The organism is Acidimicrobiales bacterium (assembly GCA_035547835.1).
GTDB lineage: Bacteria > Actinomycetota > Acidimicrobiia > Acidimicrobiales > Iamiaceae > DASZTW01.
The window spans coordinates 1-23,955 of record DASZTW010000008.1; the positions used below are offsets into that span (position 1 = coordinate 1).

The 23,955-nt window shown below is 70.6% G+C and carries 15 protein-coding genes and 1 tRNA gene; 10 read left to right on the forward strand and 6 right to left on the reverse strand.

The annotated features are described in order from the left end of the window. A partial coding sequence (locus VHA73_08775; GenBank protein HVX18114.1) for a hypothetical protein occupies positions 1-399 on the reverse strand: 399 nt, incomplete at its 3' end. Between the two features lie 388 nt (positions 400-787). Between VHA73_08775 and VHA73_08780 the strand changes: the two genes are divergently transcribed. The 4 genes from VHA73_08780 to VHA73_08795 all read left to right on the forward strand — a co-directional run bounded on the left by VHA73_08780 (position 788) and on the right by VHA73_08795 (position 7,182). Then, positions 788-3,679 (forward strand): AAA family ATPase, encoded by a 2,892-nt coding sequence (locus tag VHA73_08780; protein ID HVX18115.1) that lies wholly within the window; start codon positions 788-790, stop codon positions 3,677-3,679. 206 nt (positions 3,680-3,885) lie between these two features. Continuing rightward, positions 3,886-4,335: a cupin domain-containing protein gene (locus tag VHA73_08785; protein ID HVX18116.1), complete on the forward strand. Its 450-nt coding sequence runs from the start codon at positions 3,886-3,888 to the stop codon at positions 4,333-4,335. Positions 4,336-4,337: 2 nt separating this feature from the next. Further along, on the forward strand, positions 4,338-4,892 hold the full coding sequence (locus VHA73_08790; GenBank protein HVX18117.1) for a TIGR03086 family metal-binding protein: 555 nt from the start codon (positions 4,338-4,340) through the stop codon (positions 4,890-4,892). A 514-nt stretch (positions 4,893-5,406) separates the two neighbouring features. Beyond that, positions 5,407-7,182 carry an RCC1 repeat-containing protein gene (locus VHA73_08795; protein ID HVX18118.1) on the forward strand — a complete coding sequence of 592 codons (1,776 nt, stop codon included), beginning with the start codon at positions 5,407-5,409 and terminating at the stop codon, positions 7,180-7,182. A gap of 228 nt (positions 7,183-7,410) precedes the next feature. Here the strand turns inward: VHA73_08795 and VHA73_08800 are convergent, their stop codons facing one another. Beyond that, positions 7,411-8,685 carry a DUF4143 domain-containing protein gene (locus VHA73_08800; protein ID HVX18119.1) on the reverse strand — a complete coding sequence of 425 codons (1,275 nt, stop codon included), beginning with the start codon at positions 8,683-8,685 and terminating at the stop codon, positions 7,411-7,413. Positions 8,686-9,195: 510 nt separating this feature from the next. On the opposite strand from VHA73_08800, the gene VHA73_08805 reads away from it, so the two are divergent. Then, positions 9,196-9,357 (forward strand): hypothetical protein, encoded by a 162-nt coding sequence (locus tag VHA73_08805; GenBank protein ID HVX18120.1) that lies wholly within the window; start codon positions 9,196-9,198, stop codon positions 9,355-9,357. A 95-nt stretch (positions 9,358-9,452) separates the two neighbouring features. Here VHA73_08805 and VHA73_08810 read toward each other — a convergent pair whose 3' ends face one another. Then, entirely contained in the window at positions 9,453-12,044 is a 2,592-nt protein-coding gene (locus VHA73_08810; GenBank protein ID HVX18121.1) for a hypothetical protein, read from the reverse strand. Between the two features lie 381 nt (positions 12,045-12,425). Here VHA73_08810 and VHA73_08815 point away from each other — a divergent pair, with 381 nt between their 5' ends. Then, a complete protein-coding gene (locus VHA73_08815; protein HVX18122.1) occupies positions 12,426-14,246 on the forward strand; it encodes a hypothetical protein in 1,821 nt (606 codons plus the stop codon). Positions 14,247-14,474: 228 nt separating this feature from the next. On the opposite strand, the gene VHA73_08820 is transcribed toward VHA73_08815, so the two are convergent. Beyond that, positions 14,475-14,558 (reverse strand) — tRNA-Leu (locus VHA73_08820). Positions 14,559-14,631: 73 nt separating this feature from the next. On the opposite strand from VHA73_08820, the gene VHA73_08825 reads away from it, so the two are divergent. The 4 genes from VHA73_08825 (at position 14,632) to VHA73_08840 (ending at position 21,369) form a co-directional block, all read left to right on the forward strand. Next, entirely contained in the window at positions 14,632-15,540 is a 909-nt protein-coding gene (locus VHA73_08825) for an alpha/beta hydrolase (GenBank protein ID HVX18123.1), read from the forward strand. A 370-nt stretch (positions 15,541-15,910) separates the two neighbouring features. Continuing rightward, entirely contained in the window at positions 15,911-16,558 is a 648-nt protein-coding gene (locus VHA73_08830) for a TetR/AcrR family transcriptional regulator (GenBank protein ID HVX18124.1), read from the forward strand. 78 nt (positions 16,559-16,636) lie between these two features. After that, positions 16,637-18,103 (forward strand): alpha/beta hydrolase-fold protein, encoded by a 1,467-nt coding sequence (locus VHA73_08835; protein ID HVX18125.1) that lies wholly within the window; start codon positions 16,637-16,639, stop codon positions 18,101-18,103. Between the two features lie 146 nt (positions 18,104-18,249). Further along, complete coding sequence (locus tag VHA73_08840; protein HVX18126.1) at positions 18,250-21,369, forward strand: phosphatidylglycerol lysyltransferase domain-containing protein; 3,120 nt, start codon at positions 18,250-18,252, stop codon at positions 21,367-21,369. A gap of 290 nt (positions 21,370-21,659) precedes the next feature. Here the strand turns inward: VHA73_08840 and VHA73_08845 are convergent, their stop codons facing one another. Both VHA73_08845 and VHA73_08850 read right to left on the reverse strand, forming a co-directional pair. Next, on the reverse strand, positions 21,660-22,394 hold the full coding sequence (locus VHA73_08845; protein ID HVX18127.1) for an MBL fold metallo-hydrolase: 735 nt from the start codon (positions 22,392-22,394) through the stop codon (positions 21,660-21,662). A 148-nt stretch (positions 22,395-22,542) separates the two neighbouring features. Beyond that, on the reverse strand, positions 22,543-23,712 hold the full coding sequence (locus VHA73_08850; GenBank protein ID HVX18128.1) for a PaaX family transcriptional regulator C-terminal domain-containing protein: 1,170 nt from the start codon (positions 23,710-23,712) through the stop codon (positions 22,543-22,545). Positions 23,713-23,955 lie beyond the last annotated feature (243 nt).

The following is a 23,955-nucleotide window of genomic DNA, read 5'->3' on the forward strand; positions in this document are numbered from 1 at the left end:
CGGCGGCACGCCACTCCCGCCGTCCGTGCCGTCAGCCCCGGCCGCGCCGACGTCGACCGTCAACGGCTGGCTCGGCGTCACCGAGATCGTGCCGGTGACGGTGCCGCCCAGCCCTCCTGCGGCGCCGGTCGTGAACGTGCCGCCGCCGCCCTTGCCGCCCGACCCGCCGCTCGCGGTGACCGTGATCGTCATGACGCCCGCCGGCGGGGTGAACGTCTGGGCCGCGCCGGTGGATGCGTACGTGCACGTGACCGTCGTCCCGACGGCCAGGCAACCGGTGGGCAGTGGATCGGCCTGGGCCGGCGCCGAGGAAGCGATCGGCACCACGCCGATCAGCGCCGCCGCCATGCCGGACGCCGCGAGGTTCCGGATCTTCGAACGCCGGCGACGTGCGCGCACGGTGCGCTCGGGAGAGCTGGGCTGGCGATGTTGGCTGCCCTGTGGCCGAACATGCATGGCGGTTCCTCGATCTGATGTGCAGCGTCGCCGACGCGCAACTCGAGGTCGAGATCCGCCCGGTCTCTGCTGATGCTGGTGGTCTGGTTCTGGTGGGGCCCCGACGCAACCCGCTTGGCCCGCTCCGCTGTGTCGACCGTACCAGCCGTCTCGTGGGCCGTGGGTCGTCAGCGTCCCGGTTGGTCGCCCATTGTTTGGCCGATTTGTGTCGGAATCCGACAGAAACGAGCCAATGTGCTGGCGATCTGCACGGCGTTCACGGGCACGGATGGCGCACCTCGCTGCGAGGAATCCCGGCGGCGGCTCCCGGTCCGGCGAGACTGCGTTGGTGATGCCAGACCTGCTGTGTCCCACCCTCGTCGGGCGCGACGCGGAGTGGGCGCGGTTGCAGGCCGCCCTCGACGGCGTGGGTGCGGGCGTCGGCGCAGCGGTGGCCCTGGTGGGGGAAGCGGGGATCGGCAAGTCCCGTCTCGCGGCGGACCTCGGTCGCCTGGCGTCGGAGCGAGAGATCCCGGTGCTCGTCGGCCGCGCCGTCGATGCCGGCGCGCCCGCGCCGTATCGCCCGCTGTTCGAGGCGCTCGCCGGATGGTCTCGTGGCGCATCCGACGCGGTCCCGGAGCTCCGCCGGACCAAGGAGCTGCTCGCGCCCATCGTCCCCGGGTGGCGGGCGGCCGACGAACCGTCGTTCCCGGTCTCCGCGATGGAGCTCGGTGAGGCGCTGCTGCAACTCCTGGGCGCCATCGCCGATGACCGCGGCTGCGTTTTGGTCCTCGAGGACTTGCACTGGGCCGACGCCGACACCGCGGCGGTGGTCGAGTACGTCGTCGACAACGTTGCGGGCAGCGGGGTGCTGTGCGTGATGACCGCGCGATCGGAAGGATCCGGCCCCGGGCTGCGGGTGCTACGCACCCTGGCCTCGCGCCGGGCGGTCACCGTGCTCGAGCTCCGGCGGCTCGCCGAGCCGGAGATCGCCGAGATGGTTCGGCGCTGTCTCCGTTCCGAGGTGCTGTCGGGCGAGGTCGACGCAGTCGCCCGGCGGTTCTCCGACGGTCTGCCCTTCCTCGTCGAGGAGCTCCTCGCGTCTTCCGTCGCCGGCGGATCGCTCGTCGACGGGCCCGACGGATGGCAGGTGCAAGGTGACGCCGGTCCCGTGCTCCCGCATGGCTTCGAGGAGCTCGTCCGGCGTCGCGTGGCCGGCCTCGACGAGTGGGAGGCGGGTGTGCTCTCCGCCGCTGCGCTGCTCGGTTCCCGCTTCGACGCCGGGGTTCTCCCTGAGATCACCGGTCGGTCGCTGCCGGACGTGACCGCCGCCTTGCGCAGCGGGGTTGCGGCTCAGCTGGTCGTCACCGATTCCTCCGACCCGCGCTCGTTCCAGTTTCGCCATGCCCTCACACGGGATGCTCTCCTCGCCCAGCTGCTGCCGCTCGAGCGGAGCGCGTTGGCGGGCCAGGTCCTCGCGGCGTTGGAGCGGCACGATCCCGAGCTGGCGGGCGACGCCATCGAGGTGGCGGCGTCGCTCGCCGAGGAGATCGGGGAGCGCGATCGCGCCGCCCACCTGCTGTTGGTGGGGGCCCGTCGGGCTTCGGCGCGAGGGGCACTGTCGAGCGCCGAGCCCAAGGTGGATCGGGCCTGGCGGCTCGCGAGTCGCAACAACCCCGAGTGGGCGGAGATCGGCTCGGTCCTCATGGCCGTCCTGACGGAGATCGGCGACGTCGACCGGGCGATCGAGGTCGGCGGGCGCCTTCTGGCCGACCTTCCGGCGTCCGCTGACGCAGCGGTGATCCACTTGGCCATGGCCCGAGCGGCGGTCGTCGCCGGCCGCCGTGCCAGCGCGTTGCAGTCGCTCGAACGTGCTCGTGACACCGCGGGCCCTGACCGTGTCGCGGCCGTCGCAGCCGATGCCGACGTGATCGCGGCGGACATCGCGACCGAGAACCGCAGCTACGACGAGGCCGAGGCCCTCGCGGCCCGGGCGCTCGGCGCCACCGACCCGGCAGCCGATCCCGCGCGGGGGTGCCATGCGCTCGTGGTGCTCGGACGATGCGTGCGGTATCGCAACGTCGCGGAGGCGACCGAGATGTTCGATCGGGCGATCGCGATCGCCGACGAGCACGGGCTGGGATCGTGGCGGTTGCGGGCGCTGATGGAGCGGGCCTCGCTCGAGCTGTGGGTTTTCGGCGACGGGACACGGCTCGGGGCGGCGCGCGACGAGGTGGCCGCAGCGGGAGCACTGGGTGTCGCCGCGCAGCTCGACAACATGCTCGGCTGGTTGGCGATCGACCACCGTGAGCCCGAGCAGGCCGACACCGCAGTCGAACGGGGCGTGGCGCTGGCCCAGAAGCTGCACCTGCATGGGATCCACAAGATGTTGCTGGGCTGCGCGATCGTGGCCGCCGCGCAGCGGGGCGACCGCGAGCAGGTGGCCTTGCGTGCGAGCGAGGCACGCCAGGTGCCTGGCGACGACCGCGACCTCGCGCTGATCGAGGCGTGGGCCCGCGTGGAGCTGTGCGTGCCCCGCGACGACCTCGGGCGCCTCGCCGCCGAGCTCGACGCCACGATGGACCTGCGCCGCCAGCTGTCCGACTTCCCGATCCCGGTGCTCGGGCCGTGGGCGCTCGTCCGGGCCTACCTCGACCGCGACGCCGAAGCCGCGCTCGCCGAGTTGGCGGCCGATTCGACGATGGTGCACGTGATGAGCGCCGCGCACTGGCGCTATGCGCATGCCATCGTCGTCGGCCGGGCCGGGGATGGCGCGCAAGCGGCGCGCGAGGTGGCGGCGGGCGACGCGGTCGCCTCCCCGCTGGGCTGGTTCCAGCACTACGCCCGGCGCCTGGTGGCCGAGGCTGCGCTCGCCGACGGCTGGGGTGAGCCGGTCGAGTGGCTCCGACAGGCGCTCGCCGAGTTCGAGCGACGAGGCCAAGACGAGCTTGCTGCGTCGTGTCGGCGGCTGTTGTCCCGGGCCGGTGCGCCGGTTCCGCGGCGGGTGTCGAAGACCAGCGCCGTGCCGGAGGACCTGCAGGCGATGGGCATCACCGCTCGTGAGGTCGAGGTCCTGGAGCTGCTGGCAGTGGCCACGCCGACGCGGGAGGTGGCCGAGCGGCTGTTCTTGTCGCCGCGGACCGTGGAGCGCCACATCTCGAACCTCGCGGTCAAGGTCGGCGTCGCCGGGCGGGCTGGCGTCGTGGCCTTCGCAGCAGCCCGGTTCGCAACCCCCACGGGGTGAACGCGGCCGAAGAACGCGGGCCAAGAGGTACACCGTCGTCGGGTCGCGAGCTGCCGACCAGGCTGGGTCTGGCCGGAAACCCGCCGTGCAGGTCCTAGATGGGGGTGCATGGGGGTTCGTATGGGGGTGGCCCCGATGTGCGCGGGCGGGCAGGAGGCGCATCGTGTCGGACGAGACACGTCCTCCAGCGAACACAGGAGCATCTGATGCCCATCGAGCCCATCGTCCTCGCCCCCGAGGACCGCCCCCGATCCCTCAACGTCCTCGGCGAGCAGGTGACCGTCCTCGCCTCGGGTGAGCGGACGGGGAGCTTCGAGATCTTCTTCCAAGCCGGACCGGAAGGCTCCGGCCCGCCTCCCCACAGCCACCAGTGGGACGAAGCGTTCTACGTGCTGCGCGGCGAGATCCACTTCCAGGTCGGCGGCGTCGAGCGGACCGCCGGGCCCGGGGCCACGGTCTTCGTCCCGGCCGGGAGCGTGCACTGCTTCCAGCTCGGCGCCGGCGGCGCCGAGGCGCTCAGCATCACGTCGCGCCAGGGAGCCTCGGCCATGTTCGGCGCCATCGACCAGCAGATCGCCCCGGATGCCCCCGACCTGGGCGCTCTCGTGGCGATCGCCAGCGCCCACGGGCTCGACGTCGCGCTCCCGGCGGTCTGACGATGAACGCCACCGACGCGCTCGAGCGCGCGCACGACAACCTGCTCGCGGTGGCGAGGAACGTCACCGCTGACGACCTCGCCCTCCCGTCGGCATGCGCCGAGTGGGACCTTCGAGCTCTGCTGAACCACGTCCTCGGCGGCGGCTGGATGTTCACCCTCGTGAACCGAGGCGAGTCCGCCGGCGAGGATGGCGGTGACCTCGTGGGCGACGACCACGTCAACTCGTGCGTCGAGATGGTCGCCGCGAACCAGGCGTCGTGGCGGGCCCCCGACGCGCTGGAAGGCGACCGGAGCTACCCGTTCGGCACCTTTCCGGCGCCGATGGCCTTGCACATCAACGTGGGCGAGATCGCGGTCCACACCTGGGACCTGGCGAAGGCGACGGGCCAGGACGCCACCATCGATCCGGATGTGGCAGAGCTCCTCCTCGGGTTCTACCGGAGCATCCCGCTCGACGAGTTCCGTGCCCACGGGGCGTTCGGCGTCGAGGTCGAGGTCGACGCGGCGGCGCCGCCGAGCGACCAGGTGCTCGCCCTGCTCGGCTTCCGGCCGTAGGGGGTGCAGACGATGACCGCTGTCAGGTCGATCTGGATCCGGCGCGCCACGGAGCACCAACTCGTTCGGCGGGCCGGGAGTCGTCGGGCTCGCCCGGGCACGACGCGAGGTTGGGCACCGCCATCGCAGCCACCGACGGTGGTGCTGATGGCTGGTGGCTCGCGGCTGGTGGTGGGTGGTGGCCGTCGCGGGCGGACTTGATCGGTGAACAGCGCCGCTTCGAGCGGTGGCGAGACCGGCAAGTCGGGCGTGCGGCGGCCCGTTCTGGTGACGGATCTGGCGCGCGCCGCGCCGATTGCGTCACCGGTTCGGGCGAGTCGCACCTTCGCCCGTGAGCGGTTCTCGAGGTGGTCCGTGCCGGCACCTACGTGGGGTGTTCGTGCATTCCGGGTGGTCAAGAGGTTCAGAGGTGGGCGGGCTCGAGTCGGGCTCGCCGGCAATCGAGTGCAGGAGATGCGAGATGCGAGTTCTCGGCAATGGCAAGGGTGTTCGGAAGGAGGGTGGCGCACCGGTCGTGGCGGTTGTCCTGGCCATGGTCGGTGCGGCAGGTCTCTGGGCGCGGGAGAGGTTCCGCCCCGGTCGTCGGCGAGCGTTGCGCGTGGCGGGCGCGGCCGCGATGGCTGTTCTGGTCGGCGGAGTGGCGACGGCTACGCCCTCGTTCGCCGTGGCGTCGGCACCGCGTGCGGTCGCGCCGGGCGCGGCGGCCAGCGCGGTGGAGTACCCGATCGAGCTCGCAACCGGCGCGGCATACCACTCGTGTGTGCTGATGTCGGGCGGGTCGGTGAAGTGCTGGGGCTACAACTACTACGGCGAGTTGGGTGACGGGACGAGAGAGGACCGGCACACGCCGGTTGCGGTGTCGGGGATCTCGGACGCGACCGCGGTCGCGGTCGGCGGGTATCGCTCGTGTGCGTTGTTGTCGGGCGGGTCGGTGAAGTGCTGGGGCTACAACGGCGCCGGCGGGTTGGGTGACGGGTCGACCAACGACAGCAACCTCCCGGTGACCGTGTCGGGGATCTCGGATGCGACCGCGGTCGCCGTTGGTTGGTACCACTCGTGTGCGTTGTTGTCGGGCGGTTCGGTGAAGTGCTGGGGGTACAACCTCGACGGCGAGCTCGGTGACGGCACGACCGTCTCCCAGGAGGCGCCGGTCGCGGTGTCCGGGGTCACGGATGCGGTTGCGCTCACGGGCGGCGGCCTCCACTCGTGTGCGTTGCTGTCGGGCGGTTCGGTGACGTGCTGGGGGTCCAACGGCGAAGGCCAGCTGGGCGACGGCACGACCGCCGTCCGGACGACACCGGTCGCGGTGTCGGGCATCGCGGATGCGGTTGCCATGGCGAGCGGCAGCGCCCACTCGTGTGCGTTGTTGTCGGGCGGTTCGGTGAAGTGCTGGGGTCGCAACAGCTTCGGCGAGCTGGGTGACGGGTCGACCACGGCGCACCAGACCCCGGTTGCGGTGTCGGGGATCACCGACGCGACCGCGGTCACCGCCGGCGGCGACCACTCGTGTGCGTTGCTGTCGGGCGGTTCGGTGAAGTGCTGGGGCCACAACTACCTCGGTGAGCTCGGCGACGGGTCGACCACGGCGCGCCTGAAGCCGGTTGCGGTGTCGGGGATCACCGACGCGACCGCGGTCACCACCGGCCAGTACCACTCGTGTGCGCTGTTGTCGGGCGGGTCGGTGAAGTGCTGGGGCCGCAACAGCTTCGGCGAGTTGGGCGACGGGACGACCACGAACCGGTTGACGCCCGTTGCGGTGTCGGGCTTTGACGACACGACGCCCCCGACGGTCACCGCAGTGGTGTCACCGGCTCCGAACAGCGAGGGCTGGTACTCGACCGCTCCCACGATCACGTGGGTCGCGACCGACCCGGCGCCGTCGTCGGGCACCCCGACCACGCCGTCGCCGCTCACCGCCGACACCGAAGGTGACGCGGTCGTGTACACGAGCGGCGAGTCGTGTGACCCTGCGGGCAAGTGCGCGACCGGCACGGCCACGGTCAGCTTGGACACCACCGCACCGACCATCACCGCCACGAAGACGGGCTCGGGGAACAACACGACGGTCACGTTCCGCTGTGCGGACGGCCTGTCGGGGATCTCGTCGTGCACCGCGCCGACGAGGGTGGCGCCCGGTGGCCAGGTGACCGGCACCGCGACCGACCGCGCAGGCAACACCGCCACGGTCGTTGTCGCGGGCCCCTCGAACGATGCGGCGTGCCTGTTGGTCCCGACGCTGCCGTGGTGTGGAACGTCGCTGAGCTCGTGGCTCGGCGGCCTCGGCCTCTGAACCGGGAGGCCGTAGGTAGCGGGTGTGGGCTGTTACGTACCAGACCGGGCGGAGCGGACTGGCAGCCCACACCCGAACCTGATGAGGGTGCAGCGGCAAACCCGGCAAGCGCTCTTTGGAGATGCCGAGCCCTCTTCGACACCCGGCGTCCGCGGCGCCTCTCGCTGGCGACTTCGAAGAGCAGTGCTGGGGACCGGTGGTCGCGTGCGGAGCACGCGTACGGGGCAGTCAGGGCGCGAGGGAGCCGACCGGAACCACGGCGATGCCGTCGGGGCGGACGTAGCCGAAGCCTGTCCCGGCGATGACCGCGAGAACTGACGGCTCCCCGCTCTTGCGTGTGTCGATCGACTCCCGGAACCGCAGGAGGGCCTCGGCACCCTCGTCGACGAGACCGGCGCCCAGCTTGACCTCGAACGCACCCCACCGCCCGTCGGCGAGTTGCACGACAGCGTCTGCCTCGACGCCGTAGTTGTCGCGGTAGTGGAGGACCTGTCCTTCGAGCGGTTGCGCCAGTACGCGGAGGTCGCGGATGACGAGGGACTCGAACAGGAGCCCGAGGAAGTTGAGATCGGCGAGCAGGCGATCCGGTCCTGCGCCGAGCGCAGCGACCGCGAGCGACGGGTCGACGAAGTGCCGCTTGGGTGACGTGCGAAGGTTGGCTCGCGAGCGTAGGTGCGGCGCCCAGGCCGGCTGGTCCTCGATGACCATCAGTCGTTCGAGGATCGTGAGGTACTCGGCGACGGTGTGCCGGCCGAGCGGGCCGTCCGCGCCTCCGGCATCGGTCGCGAGGACGGTGGTCGCGACCTCGGTCGCGGCGTTGCGCGCGAGGGCGCGGAAGAGTCGCTCGATGCGTGCCGGATCCCGTCTCGTGCCGGCGACGCGCGACACGTCGACCTCCCGGATCTGCGCGAGGTAGTCCCGTGCGGCGCGGGAAGCGTCGACCACGCGACGACCCACCTGGGCCGGCCACCCACCGGCGGTGATGCGATCCGCGAGGTCGCGCACCGACAGACCGGGATCATCGGAACGGGGAGGCTCGCCCGCCAGCAGGGCTGCGAGGGACACGGCGCCGTTCGTGTGCCCGCTCTCGAAGAGGGTCATGGGGCGCATCCGCAGGAAGGAGAACCGGCCGGCGCCGGTGTGCCTCGCGACGTCGTCGGCCGGTACGGACGAGCCGGTCAGCACGAACTGGCCGGGAAGGCCTCGGTCGTCGACGGCCCGACGCACGTGGTTCCACAGGCCCGGCGCGACCTGCCATTCGTCGATCAGCCGCGGGACCGGGCCATCCAGCACGAGTCCTGGGTCAACCGCAGCCGCTCGCCGCGCGTTGTCGTCGACGTCCAGCAGGACCGAGCTCGCTACTCGTTGACGGGCCGTCTCCGTCTTGCCAGTCGCCTTGGGTCCCTCGAGGACGACGGCACCGGCAGCGGCGAGGCGGGCATCCAGCTCGGCGTCGACGACTCTGGGCAGGTAGGGCACGTGCAGGCTCCAACTCGCGGTCAATCCAGAGACCAGATTGTAGACATCCCAACGACCACTTTGTAGGCATCCGTCCGTTCGTGACGGGGCTGGCGGCACCGGTAGCGCTCCTCCGTCGGAGTCACCAAGAACCCACCGACAGCGCCCCTCAGCCATGTCGGCGCACTCGCGGCGCACCTCACGCCGCCAGCGTTCCGTGACCAATCTGTGACCACGGGCCTGCGTCGAACCCTGACCACCTCCCGGTGCGGCACCGTGACCTGGGGAAACACCTTGGTGATCGAGTGGGGTGCCGACACAACCCCGCTGACCTGCCGCTACGTGCCGCCTGGACGAGGCGGTTCCCACTCTAAGGAACTGACTTTCCCACGAGTTCGGTCAGTCCATGGCTCACAGGCCACGGCCCGACCAGGCTCGATCCGGGCCGACGCGGGCGATGAGGCGCCCGGCCTGGACGTGGGCCAACGGGCGAATGCCCTTGCCGAAGCACGACGGGGCTGTGAGGCTCGGGGCTTCGAAGGAAACGAGTTACTCATGGCTGTGATCCGAAGCGAATACCCCGACTATCCCGAGACCGACTTCACGACCGAGCAGCTCAACGAGATGTTCCGCGACGAACTCGGTGACGAGGAGTACGAACGGATCTTCGGTGATGCCGAGTCAGCTTCACTTCACGACGTACGGCGTCCGCGCTGACGCGAGCAGGGCGCGGGAGAACCACGCGCGGGCTTGGTTTTTGTGGGAATTCGGCGGCTACCCGAAGACGGCCGTCATGGCGCTTGGCGCGCGGACTACGCCAGTGCGTGCGGTTCGTGCACGCCAAGGTTCTCGCCCCACGCGCTCAAGGCCTTCAGAACGCGTTGATAGCTCGGTGGGAGAGCTTCGCCGTCCCAATCCGCCACTACCGCCTGGATTGTGCTGAAGTCGTCACGCCGGGCCACGCCAAGTCGGTGGAGTACGTGGTTCTTGAACGAGCCCCACGCGGGATCCCAGGTTTCGCGCATCACAGCCCACGACTCAAAGCCCGCGAATTGTGCGCGCATGCACGCTTCTGGCAGCGCGGCAATGACATCGGGCTCGTCGAACGGTATCGACGCGCACGGCACGCCCCTTTCGCGCAATCCGAGTACCCGGTGCACACTCCGTACCTCGTCAGTCACGTTCGCGTGCGGATCGCCCGCGATGACTTTGAGCTGCTCGCGAGTGACATCGTCGAACAACACCGCTATCGGCAGTCTGAGGGCCGCGGCGAGCTGGCCCTCTACTAGTGCCCTCGCCTTCGAATGACCACCGATCGGGATGACCACGAGCCGATTATCCGTGAGCGTCTTTGCACCGAATGCCTCAAGCACGCATTTGTCGGCCTCGCCCTCCACGACAACCACGCCCTTCACCAACTCAGCCACGCGCGTCCACCCCAACCCAAGGTCATCGGCCACATCGTTCATGCTCTCCATGATCGACAGTTGCATCGACCGCACCTGGGTTCCCCACTCGGGGTCCCGCACGACCCGTAGCACCTGGCCTTGGCCTGGCGCCAGCCGCAAGAACGGCTGGGCGTGCGTCGCCACGATCGTGGTCCATCGACGCGACATCTCAATGCACCACCGCACTACGTCCTGTTGCGCACGAGGGTGCAGGTGCAGTTCGGGCTCGTCGGCCAACAACAGATGTGTCATGTCCACTGTTGGTCGCACGGCCAGCACGCGGTCCCTGATGACAGCGGACAGATCTTCGGAGTCCACGCTGCACGGTGCATCGGCAGCGACCGAGCGGAACCTCGACCGAACATCAGAAATGGCAAGATCGGTGACCAGGCAGACCCATCGCGCGAGTCCCGACGAGAGGGCGTGGAGCATTGTGAACTCGCCACGCACGTCGACCAATCCAACAGCGAGTTGCGTCACCGCAAGGTGTTCCGGTGGAAGGATCACGATCCTCCCTGCTTCCGCCAAGAAGTCCGGTGCGAGCTCATTGGCGACCGCCTCCACCGCTAGCAGACTGGCACGGACCGCGGCCTGCGCTTCCATGGACTCAGCAAACCACTGGTTCGTCGGACCGCCCGTGCCAATGTCATGAGCGAGCAGACGCAGGAACGCCGCGACCTCGTGGAGATCGTCACGCTCGTTGCGCTCGGCCAGGTCGAGCACCCGATCGGTGAGGGTTATGAGACTCTGCCGATCACCCACCGCCGCCCAGGCATCGTCCCCTTGGGAGTCAATGCCGCGCACGCGCACGTGGGTCGCACGTCCTGGGCACACGGCGACGCCGTACCGGTCCTCCCAACCGATGGCCGACCTGGCGTGGTCTTCCCAGAAACCCGGGCGCTCGTCGCATTCACCGAGGGCGATCGTCGTGACGGTCGATTGGAGGTCACCGACCAGCGGCCTGGCCAAGCTTGGCAGCACCTCAAGCAAGCGCTGCCCAATCGTCTCCGTGTCGGGGGTGAGGCTCGACGTGGTTACCGAAGGCCCGTTCACCTGGAAGCGGCTGAGTATCTCCGCAGACTCCTCATCCGACTCGACGACTGTTTCGAACCACTCGTCCACCAGCGAGCTGCCGCTCTTCGGATGATCGCTGAGGTACTGACAAATGATTTGTCGGCTCTCGCGAATGACGCGCGGCGGTACGGCGATGCGCCACACCTCGCCCCAGCCAACCAAGGTCGCCTCTCTCAGCACCTTGGCCGCCAGCGGCACGAAGACCTCAGCGACGGCGTCGTCGAGCCCGATCGCCAGATACCAGCCCACCAGGTCCGGGTCCGGCGCGGTCGGGAGCGCTGTTCCCTGAACCTCGAAGATCACGTCGCTTGGGTGCCGGTCGTCGCCATAAAGGCCGTCCGTCGCCGGACTCAGCGCGAGCGCGTTCAGAAGCGACGTCTTGCCCGCTCCGTTACGCCCCGCAAGTACGGTCAACGGACTGACGGGGACGACCGCCTCGTAGATGCAACGGAAACCCTCGACGTTGGCGCGGGTCACCTGGTAGTTCCCTACCGTGCTGAAGTACGCCTGGATCTCGGCGCGACGCTCATGATCCTGCAAGGCACGAGCGCGTTGTTCACGACTCGCAAGAACCTTCGGGTGAGTGCGCAACGGCCAAAGGAGCGCTGGATCGTAGTTCGGCACAGGACGCGTCGAGAACGTGGTCCTGCCGATCTCTTCCCCAAGCAACGGCCGAACCGTTTGATAGTGGCACCCGAGTGCTTCCGCCACCGCCTTCAGTGGCACACCTCGCGTGCCCTGGATGAGTCGGCCCTGAGCGAGATAGGCATCTGGCCAACTGTGATGCTCGGGAGCCGACGCGATCACGCCGAGTTCGGCGCGGCGCCTCTCCCGAGCGCGCTCGCGCTGAGACGCCCCCCAGTCTCCCTTGCCGCCATTCATCGGGTTCCAGTCGGCTGACCACGCCACGGCATTAGCCCCAGTGCGGCCCTCCGAGAGAGTCGGCCACGGCGCTCTGGAACCTCTCGGCAGTTGCTATGAAACCCTAATGACGCCCAAACCCGGCTCGGGCGCCTGACCAGGGCAAACGGGTACTTCGCTAACACCCCGACCGACACGGTACGCAAAGGCCGCCGCCCGCCGCCCGCCCGACCTCGACCCGATGCGTCTGGCCGCTGGGGTAGGTCGCGTCGCGAACCGGGCACGGTAGGTCCCTGCGGGGTCTGACGGGCGGGCGGAATGCGCAACCAGTCCCGGGCCGGAACAACCTGTGAAAGGGGTTGCCCTCACGCTGTCATGTGAGCTGTTGCGGGACGCTTGATCGTGGACAGCATCGCGGAGTCGGCTCGCGAGCCCGCACAGCGAGCAGTCGACGAAGCGTTCAACGCCAACACCACGAACCGCGCGGCGATCGTCGACAACGACGTCCACTGGGCCAGCGCACTGGTCGACAACTCGGGGCTGCCGGACATCATGGCTGAGTGGGAACACGAGGACCGGGTTGCGCCCGGCGGTGCACCGCGCCGCTACCCGATCCGGGCGTTGCTGGTGGCGATGACGTTGGCTGCTCGGTTCGGTGAGCCTCAACTGCTCACCAACTTTCGCGACATCCTGTTCGAGCGGATCTCCCCGACGGCCCGGGCCAGCCTCGGAGTCCCGGAACCTGCCCATGTGGCGGGGCGTCGGGGCCGTCGCCTTCAGCGCGAAGCGCAGTACCGCACAGTCCGGACGCGATTCCAGACTCTGGTTGCGCTGGTCGGTGGCCGCCAGATCCCCAATGGCACTCGCCTTACCCCCGACGAACTCGCGGCGAGGACCAAAGACGGGGACCCGGAGCGGATCGAACGGTGCGAGGAGCGGCTCCACCGCCTCGTCAACGCGGTACTGGAAGCGAGCGTCCAGCAGGTGCCGCCCGAACTGCGCCGTCGTTGGGAAGGCTCGGTTGCGGTGGATGCCACGCCCGTGCCGGTGTGGGCGCGGCCACCTCGATACGCCAGCAAGAAGACCAACGCCAAGGCACGGATCGAGCAGTGCTCGGCTGAGCCCGAGGCAGGGTGGTACATGCGTCACCGTGACCGGCGCGACGGAGCAGACGACGGACCTGCGCCGCCGCCAAACGCGGGCACGAAGGTGCTCCGCAAGTCGCTATGGACCTACGAGGCAACGCTTGTCGTCTCGGGCGCAGCCGAAGCGGAAGCTGACGGCACCTTCCCCTACCTCGTCGTTGGGATGGCGCCACTGCACAAGCCGGGCTCTGAGCCCGGCCCGAATGCGCTACGTGCGCTGACCTCGATACGAGACCGAGGCCACCCCGCACGGTACGTGGCTGGGGACCGGGCATACTCCAACGCCAAGCCCGGGACCTTCCAGCTGCCCGCGCGGGCACTCGGCTACGAGCCTGTGTTCGACTACCGCGACGACCAGCTCGGGGTACAAGCAACACACGAGGGCGCACTCCAAGTAGAAGGCGGTTGGTACTGCCCGTCAATGCCCCGAGCCCTCGTGAACGCCACGGCCGACTACCGGGCAGGTCGCATCACGTCCGACGTGTACTACAAGCGCATCGCCGCGCGCCGCGATTACCTCATGCGCCAGAAAGCACGCCCGGACGCGGACGGTTTCACCCGGCTGACCTGCCCCGCAGCAGGACCGTCACCGGCCGCACGGTGCGACCTCAAGCCACGGTCGCTCACCGATAAGACCGGCGGCAAGACCCACATCACCCTCGTCGACGACGTGCAGGCACATCCGCCGAAGGTCTGCAAGCAGGCAACGGTGAGCTTCCCGCCGATCGCCGGGGCCAAGTTCGCCCAGCCGCTCCAATACGCGTCGCGATCGTGGCAGTACACCTACAGCACCCTGCGCAACGCCATCGAGGGCTTCAACGGCTATGCCAAAGACACCGCGAGCGACGCGCTCGCGTCCGCTGGACGTCGGCGGGTGCACGGCAGGGCGGCACAATCCGTGCTCGTCGCATTCACGATCTGCGGTGTGAACCTGCGCAAGCTCCGCTCGTTCCTCCGACTCGCCGAAGACGACGGCAGCGGCACGTTGCGCAAACCTCGGCGCAAGCGACGCCTCGGCCCAGTCCTGCGCGACCATCTCCCGAGCGGGGCCAAGAGCGGCCTGCCAAACACGAGCTGACCCCAGCCACGCCCGACTCGCAGTGACCACGCGGCTCACGCCGCGGCTTTGTCGCGCCCGAGCACGGGCGCTGGTGGGCCCCATCCCGTCACCTCGACCCACGATCGCCGTCTAAGACCGGCCAAACAGGCCGTCGAAGGGCGATCCAGCGCTGCGAGCCGACACCAGATCCGATCGCGGCGGGTTGTGTCGGCATGGGGCGATCAGATACGTCGGTACCCCATCGAGTGGGCGAGGGGGGACTTGAACCCCCACGTCCTTGCGGACACAGGCACCTGAAGCCTGCGCGTCTGCCAATTCCGCCACTCGCCCGAGTGGTGTAGCCGGGTCAGGTTAGCGCGACCCCCTACGGCCCACGAACGGTGATCGCGGCCAAGATGACCCCATGACCGCGCCGCGCGCCACGCGCCGCCAGGTGCTGAGGGCGGCGGGTTCGGTGGGCCTCGGGGCGTTGTCATGGGGGCTGCTCGGAGGTTGCGGCTTGCTCCGCGCCGCGGGTCCTGATGTGCCGGCAGCGACGCGGGCGTGGGGCCCGTCGCCGTTGCAGGCAGCCGACCTCTACCTCCCGCTCACCAACGCCTCGCTGCCCGCGGCGTCGCTGCCCGTCGTGGTGGTCATCCACGGCGGATACTGGTCACCGCCGTGGAACCGTGCCATCACCGCGGCCCTCGCGTCGGCGCTGGCGGGACGGGGGTGGGCGGCGTGGAACGTCGACTACCGCTCGCTGGGCCAGGGGGGCGGCTGGCCGGGCACGTTCGACGACGTGGCGGCGGGTGTCGACGAGCTCGCGTCGCTGGTCACCGAGTACCCGCAGCTCGACCTGAGCCGCGTGGCGGCCGTCGGCCATTCGGCAGGCGGGCCGCTCGCGCTGTGGGCGGCAGCGCGTCCGAAGCTGCCTGCGGGCGCGCCGGGCGCCAACCCGAAGGTGACGGTGCGGGGGGTGGCCTCGCTGTCAGGGGTCGACGATCTCGGCGCCTGCGCGGACAGCGACGCGGGAGACGGCGCGTGCCGGCGGCTGTTGGGCGGCACCCCGCAGACGGCGCCGCGCCGCTTCGCCCTCGCCGACCCGATGCAGCTCGTGCCGTTGCACGTGCCGCAGCTGGTGCTCAACGGCCTCGCCGACGCCACCGTCTCGCCCGACACGGCGCGACGGTATGCCGCTCGGGCTGCGGCGAGCGGTGACCGGGTGCAGCTCGCGCTGCTCCCCGGCGTCGACCACAACGAGACGGTTGTGCCGCGCGGCGCGCCGTGGGCGACCCTGGTGGCCGCGCTGCGACCGATGTTCCTCGGCTGATTCCCTAAGGGGGATGGGGTGTCAAGCGGTTCGTCTGTTGACGTGATCGTGGCGTGGCGGGGACGATTGGTGGTGGGGAAGGTCGCCCCGTCTGTCCATGCCGTTGGTGTGTGACCTCACCTGTGCCTTGAGCACTTGTTGGGGGGCCTTCCCCATTCGGTGGCGGGCGCGTTGGTCGGCGGTGACGGTGAACTGTTCGGCGATGATCTGCTTCGCTTCGGCGGGCGTAACCGGTCGGCCGTCGATGTCGCAGATCACGTAGGGGGTGCCGCGTTGGAGGACCCGCCAGGCCCGTTCTGCGAGGCGGGCGCCGCCGTCAGGCTGGACCGCTCCGAGGCGCGCGCCGGTGCGCAGTACGCTCCCGCTCGCGATGTCTGCGAGCGAGCCCCGACGGGCGCTGCCACGCGGCCCGCACGGGCTGTCGCGCGAGGAGGTCGAGCGCTCGCAGCGACGCCGGCTCTTGCAGGCCACCACCGATGTCGTGTCCGAGCGCGGCTACGTGAAGACCACCGTTGCGCACATCCTCGAAGCCGCCGGTGTGTCCCGGGCGACGTTCTACGCGTTGTTCGCCGACCGCGAGGCCTGCTTTCACGCGGCGTACGCGGCCAACGCAGAGATGGTGGCCGAGGTGATGGAAGCAGAGTTGCGCAAAGTGCGCGCCGATCGCGACCGCACCCCCCTCGACCGGTTGAGCCGGTTGCTGTACGTGTACCTCGACGCCTTGCGCAGCGCGCCCACGCTCGCGCGGGTGTTCCTCGTCGAGGTGTACGCGGGTGGCCCGGCCGCCATCGAGCAGCGTCGCCAGTCGCTCGACCGGTTCGTCGACCTGGTGGCCGAGACCCACCGCGGCGAGAAGGGCGTGCTCGGCACACGCGCCGACCAGCGGTTCGCCGCCCAGGCCTTTGTCGGTGCGGTGAGCTCACTCGTGACCAACGCGGTCGGCGTCGGCGAGACCGACCGGCTGCTCGATCTCCACGCGCCGCTCATGAAGCTGGCCCGCCAGATCACAAAGTCATAGACATGAGTGTTTATCTCTTGTAGGGTGCCTCCCAATCGACAAGCGCGCGGCCGGGGGTCGGCCGTGGGGGAGGTCGCGATGCGACGCACGGCTTGGTTGGGTTTGGCGCTGCTCATGGCCATGGCGGTCGGGGTGTTACCCCTGGCGACCGCGCCACCGGCGGCCGCCGACGCGCCGACGATGAGCTCGGGCCACGGCATCACCGTCACCGGGTGGCGCTGGATCAGCGCCCGCACGTTCGAGGTCGACATCAGCACCGCCGACATCGCGCCCGTGGCGGTGAACGGGCCCAACCGCGTGCGGGTCACCCTGCCGAACGACTACTTCTCCTCCGGCACCACCCGCTACCCGGTGCTGTACCTGCTGCACGGCGGCGCGGGCGGCAACAGCGCCCAGTGGACCACCGGCGGCGGCGCCGAGGAAGCCATCACCAACGGCCAGCCGCTCATCACCGTGATGCCCGACGGCGGCAAGGTCGGCTGGTTCACCAACTGGGTCAACCAGAGCCAGGGCGCCCAGAACTGGGCCGACTTCTACCTCAACCAGCTGATCCCGTGGGTCGACGGCAACTTGCGCACCATCGCCACCAAGCAGGGCCGGGCCATCGCCGGCCTGTCGATGGGCGGCTTCGGCGCCGTGCGGTTCGCGCAGGACCGCCCCGACCTGTTCGCCTTCGTCGGCAGCTTCTCCGGCGCCGTCGACCTCGGCGACTCCGGCACCCGCACCGTCGTCACCGAACAAGCCGTGCAATACGGCTTCAACGCCTACGGCCCGTTCGGCAACCCGTTCTGGCCCTTCGACGGCACGTGGAACGCGCTGAACCCGCTGAACCGGGCGTCGCGCCTGCAAGGCGTGTCGGTGGCGCTCTACGCGGGCGGCGGCAGCAACGACCAGGACGTGCTCGAAGGCACCATGCGCGCCTCGGCCGATCGCTTCAAGGCCGCCCTCGACGCGGCGGGCGTGCCGGCCTTCTACTGGATGTACGGTCGCCCCGGTGCGTCGCTGCCGTGGGGCTGCGACGGCGGCCACAACTTCGGCTGCTGGAACTTGGCGCTCAGCGACGCCGTGCCACGCATGATGACCGTGCTGTCGCACCCCGGCGCCGGTGGAGGCACCCCGCCGCCAGCGCAGCCGGTCGCCGACGGCGGCTTCGAAGACGCCGGGCTCGGCGCCTGGGCGTGCACCACCAACTGCGGCGCCGACCACGGCGCAGGCCTCGCCCACAGCGGCGCTGGCAACGGCTGGGTGCGCAACGACACCGGCTGGAACGACATCCACCAGACCATCGCCGTGCAGGCCAACCACACCTACACCGTCACGGCGTGGGTGCGAACGTCGGCCAACAACACCGACGGCTACTTCGGCCTGCGCACGCTCGGCGGCCAAGTGCTCGGCGAGACGCAGTTCGCCAACCTCGGCGACTACACCAAGCTCACCGTCAACGTGAACACCGGCGCCAACACCAGCGTCGTGCTCTACGGCGGGCTGTGGGCGAACGGCGACACCTGGCTGCAGATCGACGACGTCGCCGCGGTCGCCCAGTAGGCGACGCGCCGGTGGGCGGACACCGGGGGCCGGCGGGCTGACCGCCGGCCCCTTCGTCGCGTACGCGACCGAAAGGAAGGTCTCCGGAGCACGTAGCCTGGCGAGTTGCTGAACGCGGCCCGAACGGGTCGCGGCAGGAGGAGCTCGTGACCGAGAACGCTGGGGCGTCCGGCGACCAGACCGGGTCCCCACTCGTCGCCGACGAGGTGACCATCGACGTCCCCGCGGGCGGCCGGGTCTACGTGGTGAGCGACCTCTTGCTCCGCCAGGCCCCCGACGACGCCGCCGAGGCCGCCTCCACCGAGATGGCCCGCTCGATCGACGCCATCACCGGCCCGGCGGTGCTGATCCTCAACGGCGACACGTTCGACCTGCTCGGCGAAGGGCACCTCGACCCGATGGCGGTGCTCGGCGCACACGGCCGCCTCACCAAGGCGCTCGCAGCGTTCGCGGAGGGCCCCGACCGGCGCCTGGTGGTCATCCCCGGCAGCCGCGACCACTGCCTGGCTTGGCACACACCGGCGGTCCGCAACGTGCAACGCCGCATGACCGCGGAAGTCGCGCTGGCGGTCGAGCTGTCGATTGCGACTGGCCAGGGCACCAAGGCCGTGCGGGTCGAGCACGGCAGCCGCTTCGATCCGGCCTACGCGTTCGACGACCCGCGCAACCCGGGCGAGTCGCCGCTCGGCCAACACCTGGTGAGCGACTTCCTGCCGATCCTGCGTCGCCCCGGCGCCGCGTGGCTCGACGGCATCGAGCACTTGGCCAACGCCGACGACGTCTCGGCGTTCGTCGGGTCGCGCCTCACGTACCGGCGGGTCTTGCGCCGCTTCGGGTGGTTGGCCGTGCCGTTGCTCGTGGCGGTCGGCCTGATGATCGCCAGCGTGATCGCCCACGCGGCCGGCGGGCACCACGGGGTGGGCCGCACGTTGCGGGCCTGGGCCGCGGGTGTCGGTTTGTCGTCCGCTGTGTTGTTGGCGGTCGTCGGGCTGGTCAGCGCGCTGTGGTGGTGGTCGGTCCGCGACCCGTTGTCGCTGTTCACGCTCGAGTCGATCTCGGGCGACGAGCACCACCCGAACGACCCGCCGCGGGCCGCCGGACACCGCCTGGTCGCTGAGGGCCACACCGGCTTCATCACCGGCCACACCCGCAGCGCCGAGCTCGCCGACCTCGGCGGCGGGTTCTACGCCAACGCCGGTTGCGCCACCGTCGTCGTCGAGCGTCGACCCGGTCGCTTCGGCCTGCTCGACGCGTTCGGCGCCGTGCGCCAGACCTCATACCTCGTGCTCGAAGCCGGGCCCGACCTTCGCGTCTCGCTCCATCACCAGCGCCAGCCGATCGTGTCGTCGACGACCACCATCGAGCGGCTCTGCACCCGTACCTGCGCCGGCGCCAGTCCCAACGTGCAGCCGGGCGACGCCGGGCGGGTCGCCACGTGGCCGGGCAGCCCGCCGTGGCCCGACCAGGAAGCGCCAGGGCTGGTTCGCACCCGCGCCCGCCGGGTCGGCGCCCTCGTCGCGGCGGTCGTCGGCCTCGTCGACCTCGTCTCCGCCGTCACGCCACCGGTGCGGGCCCGGCTGCGGGCGGTCGACGACCTGCTCCCCCTCGTGGTCTCCCAGACGGCCGCCGCCCTGGTCGTCCTGGCCGGCCTCGCGCTGTTGCTGCTGGCCCGTGGGCTGCGCCGCGGCCACCGCACCGCGTGGGTGGCGGCGATCGTCTTGCTGTGGTCGTCGTTCCTGCTCCACGTGGTGAAGGGGCTCGACTTCGAGGAGGGACTGGTCGCGCTCGTCGCCGGCCTGTTCCTGTTGTTCAACCAGCGCTTCTTCCGGGTGAAGTCCGACGAGTTCTCGCGCCAGCGGGCGAGCGCCACGATCCTCGGCGGGGTCGGCATCGCCGTGGCGGCCGGCGTCGCCGCGGTGATGTTGTTCCACGGCCACGATCCCCGGCCGTCGTTGCCGCACTCGTTTCTCGCGGTGGTCGAGCGACTGATCGGCGACACCAGCCGGCACCTGCCGGAGCGGATCGACGACTTCCTGTCGCCCAGCCTGCTCGCCGCGTCGATCGGGCTGGTCATCGCCGCGGGGTGGATCGCGTTCCGGCCGGTGGTCGGCCAACGGCTCGCCGCCCCCGCACCCGAGGCCGAGGAGAACGCCCGGCGCATCGTCGGGCTGTACGGCGCCGACACGCTGGCCTACTTCGCCCTCCGCGACGACAAGCGCTGGTTCTTCTGGGGCGACACGGTCGTGGCGTACGCGGTCACCAACGGGGTGGCGCTCGTGTCACCCGACCCGATCGGCCCGGTGTGGGAGCAGCGGCGCGCCTGGTTCGCCTTCCGCGAGTTCGCCGACGAGCACGGCTGGCCGGTTGCGGTCATGGGCGCGTCGCACGACTGGCTGCCCATCTACCACGCATCGGGGATGCGCGACATGTACGTCGGCGACGAAGCCGTGGCCGATGTGCGGCGCTTCTCGCTCGAGGGCGGCAAGAACAAGGGCTTGCGCCAAGCCGTCAACCGGATCGCCAAGTACGGCTACCGGATGGACTTCTTCGACCCCACCGACGTGCCGGCCGACGTCGAACAGGGGCTGCGGAACCTGATGGCGGGGTCGCGCCGCGGCGAGGTCGAGCGCGGGTTCTCGATGACGCTCGGCCGGGTGTTCGATCCCCGCGACGAGGGCCTGCTGCTGGCGGTGTGCTTCGGGCCCGACGGCAGCCCGGCGGCGTTCTGCCAGTACGTGCCGGCGCCCGGTGTGCAGGGCTACTCGCTCGACTTGATGCGCCGGTCAGAGGCCGAGCACCCCAACGGCCTGACCGATTTCGTGGTCGTGCGCACCATGGAGCACTTGCGAGAGCAGGGGATGGTCGGGCTCGGCCTCAACTTCGCGACCATGCGGGCCGTGCTCGCCGGCGAGCGGGGCGAAGGGGTCACCCCGCGGATCGAGAAGTGGTTCTTCTCGAAGATGAGCGACTCGATGCAGATCGAGTCGTTGTGGCGCTACAACGCCAAGTTCGACCCCGACTGGGTGCCGCGCTACGCGTGCTACGAGTCCACCGAGCACATGCTCGCCTCGGCGTTCGCGCTGGCGAAGGCCGAGTCCTGGTGGGAGATCCCGGTGCTCGGCCGCTTCTTCCAACCCAGAGACGAGCGCGACGCCGCCGCGGCGGCGAAGGCCCCGGTCACCGAGTCGACCGACCCCGGCGCGCCCGTTGATCCGGCTCCGCCGTCGACCCCCGCGGAGCCGTCGACCCCGGTGGGGATCCGGTGACCCCGCGGAGCCGTCGACCCCGGTGGGGACCCGGTGACCCCCGCGGAGCCGTCGACTGGTGGGGACCCCGTGACCCCGCGGAGCCGTCGACTGGTGGGGACCCCGTGACCCCGCGGAGCCGTCGACCGGTGGGGACCCGGTGACCCCGCGGTCCGGTCGACCCCGGTGGGGACCCGGTGACCCCGCGGAGCCGTCGACCGGTGGGGACCCGGTGACCCCGCGGTCCGGTCGACCCCGGTGGGCCCGGTGTGCGAGCCGGGGGGGGGCCGGCGGGGAGCTGACCCCGCCGATCAGGCGTTGCCGAACATCATCAGCCACTGGTCCTTGCTGCTCGGGCGGAACACCACGTTGCGGCTGCGCGTCTCGGCCATCGACGCGGAGGGCTTCTCGGAGTAGAGGTGGCCGGGGAACAAGATGGTGTCGTCGGGCACTTTCGCCAGCCGCTCGGTGAGCGAGAACCACATCTGCTCCGGGTCGCTGCCGGGCAGGTCGGTCCGGCCGCAGCCGTCGAGGAACAGCGTGTCGCCCGAGACGAGCCGGCCCTCGACCAAGAAGCACTGGCTGCCTGGCGTGTGGCCAGGCGTGTGCACCAGCGTGATCGGGATCTCCCCGACGGTGACGATGTCGCCCGAGTCGTGGGTGACGAGCGCGCCGCGGTCGATGCCCGTGGCCTTCAGCACCCACTCCTCTTCGTCGGCCTGCACGTGGATGGGCACGTCGACCCGCTCCACGATGTCGGTGATCCCCGCGATCGAGTAGCCCGCCAGCGAACCGCCCACGTGGTCAGGGTGGTAGTGGGTTGCGAGCACGCCGGTGAGGCGCATGCCGTCGGCTTCCAACATGTCGAGTGCGCCGGGCACGTCGTATGCCAAGTCGACGGCCACCGCCTCGCCCGTCTCGCGGTCGCCGAGCAGATACACGAAGTTGGCCATCTGCATCGCCATCATGTCGTCGACGGCCAAGTCGAGCCCCGACAGCAGCTGCCGGAAGTAGAAGCGGTCGTTGTCCACGGTCGTGCCGGTCATCCCTGCATCGTACGGACCCCCACCCTGCTGTGAGCACTTGGCCACCTGGGAGGTGGCTACGTGCTCACAGCGGCGGGGGGTTCGCGGGGGTTCGCGGTCACCCCCATCCTGCTGTGAGCAGTTGGCCACCTGGGAGGTGGCTACGTGCTCACAGCGGCGGGGGGTTCGCGGGGGTTCGCGGGGGTTCGCGGAAGTTGGTCGCCCAGGTGGACTTGAACGCTGCGTCGTAGCGGTCGTAGTCGGCGCGCAGGGCGGGGCCCGGCCAGTCGGGCGCGAGCAGCGCGGGCGGCAAGAGGGGATCGGCCTGGAAGTGGCGCAAAACGGCAGCCGACACCACGAAGCCCGGCGGCAGGGCCGTGGGGTCGCCGGCTTCGAGGGCGTCGACGAGCTCCCCGAGCGCGGCCTGCAACAGCCGGCACCGCTCGGACCACCCGTCGAGGTCCCACAGCTCGGCGGCGAGCGCGGCCGGGTCGTCGGCGGGATCGGCCGACAGCTCCCGGCACTGGGCACGCACGATCCGCTCCGGGTCGTCGGCGGGGTCGGCCGACAGCTCCCGGCACTGGGCACGCACGATCCGCTCCGCCTCGGCGGCCGCGTGGTCGTCGTGAGCGTCGGGCGGCTCGACAGCCGGCCTCGGCTCGGCACCCGCGTCTGGCTCGGCACCCGCGTCTGGCTCGGCACCCGCCTTTGGCTCGGCACCCGCCTTTGGCTCGGCAACCGACTTCGGGTCGGCACCCGCGTCTGGCTCGGCACCCGACTTCGGCTCGGCCTCGGCGCGCTCGGCACCCGTGTCTGGCTCGGCACCCGCGTCTGGCTCCGCATCCGACTCCGGCGCGGGTCCGGGGGGCACGACGGCACGGATGTGGTGCGGCCCGGCGGCGGCTGCACGGAGGTTGTCGGGGCGGAGCCACACGCCTTCGCGCCACTCGGCCAGGCGCAGGGCAGCCATGGCGGCGCGCAGCTCGGCGCGCTCGTTGGCCGACCGGCCGGAGTCGGCCACCACCACCTCCACGCGCCAGCGGCCCTGCCACGGTTCGGTGCGCCCCGAGCGGCTGCGGCTCTGGCGCGCCTGGCGGTCGAGGAGCGCGCCCGACAGTCGGTAGTGGCCGTCGTCGGCCACGAGCTCGCCTGCGCTCACCATGCGCGACACCGCCACCCGCACCGTGCCCTCGGCGATGCCGAACAGCTCCCCGGTGCGCACCAGCATGCGGGCGGGCAGGCGTGGCGGGTCGATGCCGAGCAGCGTCGACGCGAGCACCGATCGGGCCGTGTACGGACGCTCGTCGGCCAGCACCGCCTCGACCGCGGATGGCGTCACGCCTCTCGACCCTGCGTGTTCGCCCACCGGGACTGCTGTCGGGCCCTTCGCTCTGCGCAAGCGCCGGCGCCGCGAACCCCACCGGTCTGACCCGCAGCCCTGTGCCTGTCGGTGTCCGACGGTTGGGGTGCGGTGGACGCCCCGACCGCCGAGCCCGGCGGACTCGCGGCCAGCCACCTGTCGCCTTTCGCCGGTTCCGATCCGTCGAGCGCCCCAACCGCAAAGCCTGGCCGGGCAGCCCGG

Excerpts from the sequence above, each read along its gene's own strand:
- VHA73_08790 (HVX18117.1), top strand. The coding sequence starts at position 4,338 with ATGAACGCCACCGACGCGCTCGAGCGCGCGCACGACAACCTGCTCGCG.
- VHA73_08825 (HVX18123.1), top strand. The coding sequence starts at position 14,632 with ATGACCGCGCCGCGCGCCACGCGCCGCCAGGTGCTGAGGGCGGCGGGT.
- VHA73_08805 (HVX18120.1), top strand. The coding sequence starts at position 9,196 with ATGGCTGTGATCCGAAGCGAATACCCCGACTATCCCGAGACCGACTTC.
- VHA73_08810 (HVX18121.1), bottom strand. The coding sequence starts at position 12,044 with ATGAATGGCGGCAAGGGAGACTGGGGGGCGTCTCAGCGCGAGCGCGCT.
- VHA73_08785 (HVX18116.1), top strand. The coding sequence starts at position 3,886 with ATGCCCATCGAGCCCATCGTCCTCGCCCCCGAGGACCGCCCCCGATCC.
- VHA73_08830 (HVX18124.1), top strand. The coding sequence starts at position 15,911 with ATGTCTGCGAGCGAGCCCCGACGGGCGCTGCCACGCGGCCCGCACGGG.
- VHA73_08845 (HVX18127.1), bottom strand. The coding sequence starts at position 22,394 with ATGACCGGCACGACCGTGGACAACGACCGCTTCTACTTCCGGCAGCTG.
- VHA73_08780 (HVX18115.1), top strand. The coding sequence starts at position 788 with ATGCCAGACCTGCTGTGTCCCACCCTCGTCGGGCGCGACGCGGAGTGG.
- VHA73_08835 (HVX18125.1), top strand. The coding sequence starts at position 16,637 with ATGCGACGCACGGCTTGGTTGGGTTTGGCGCTGCTCATGGCCATGGCG.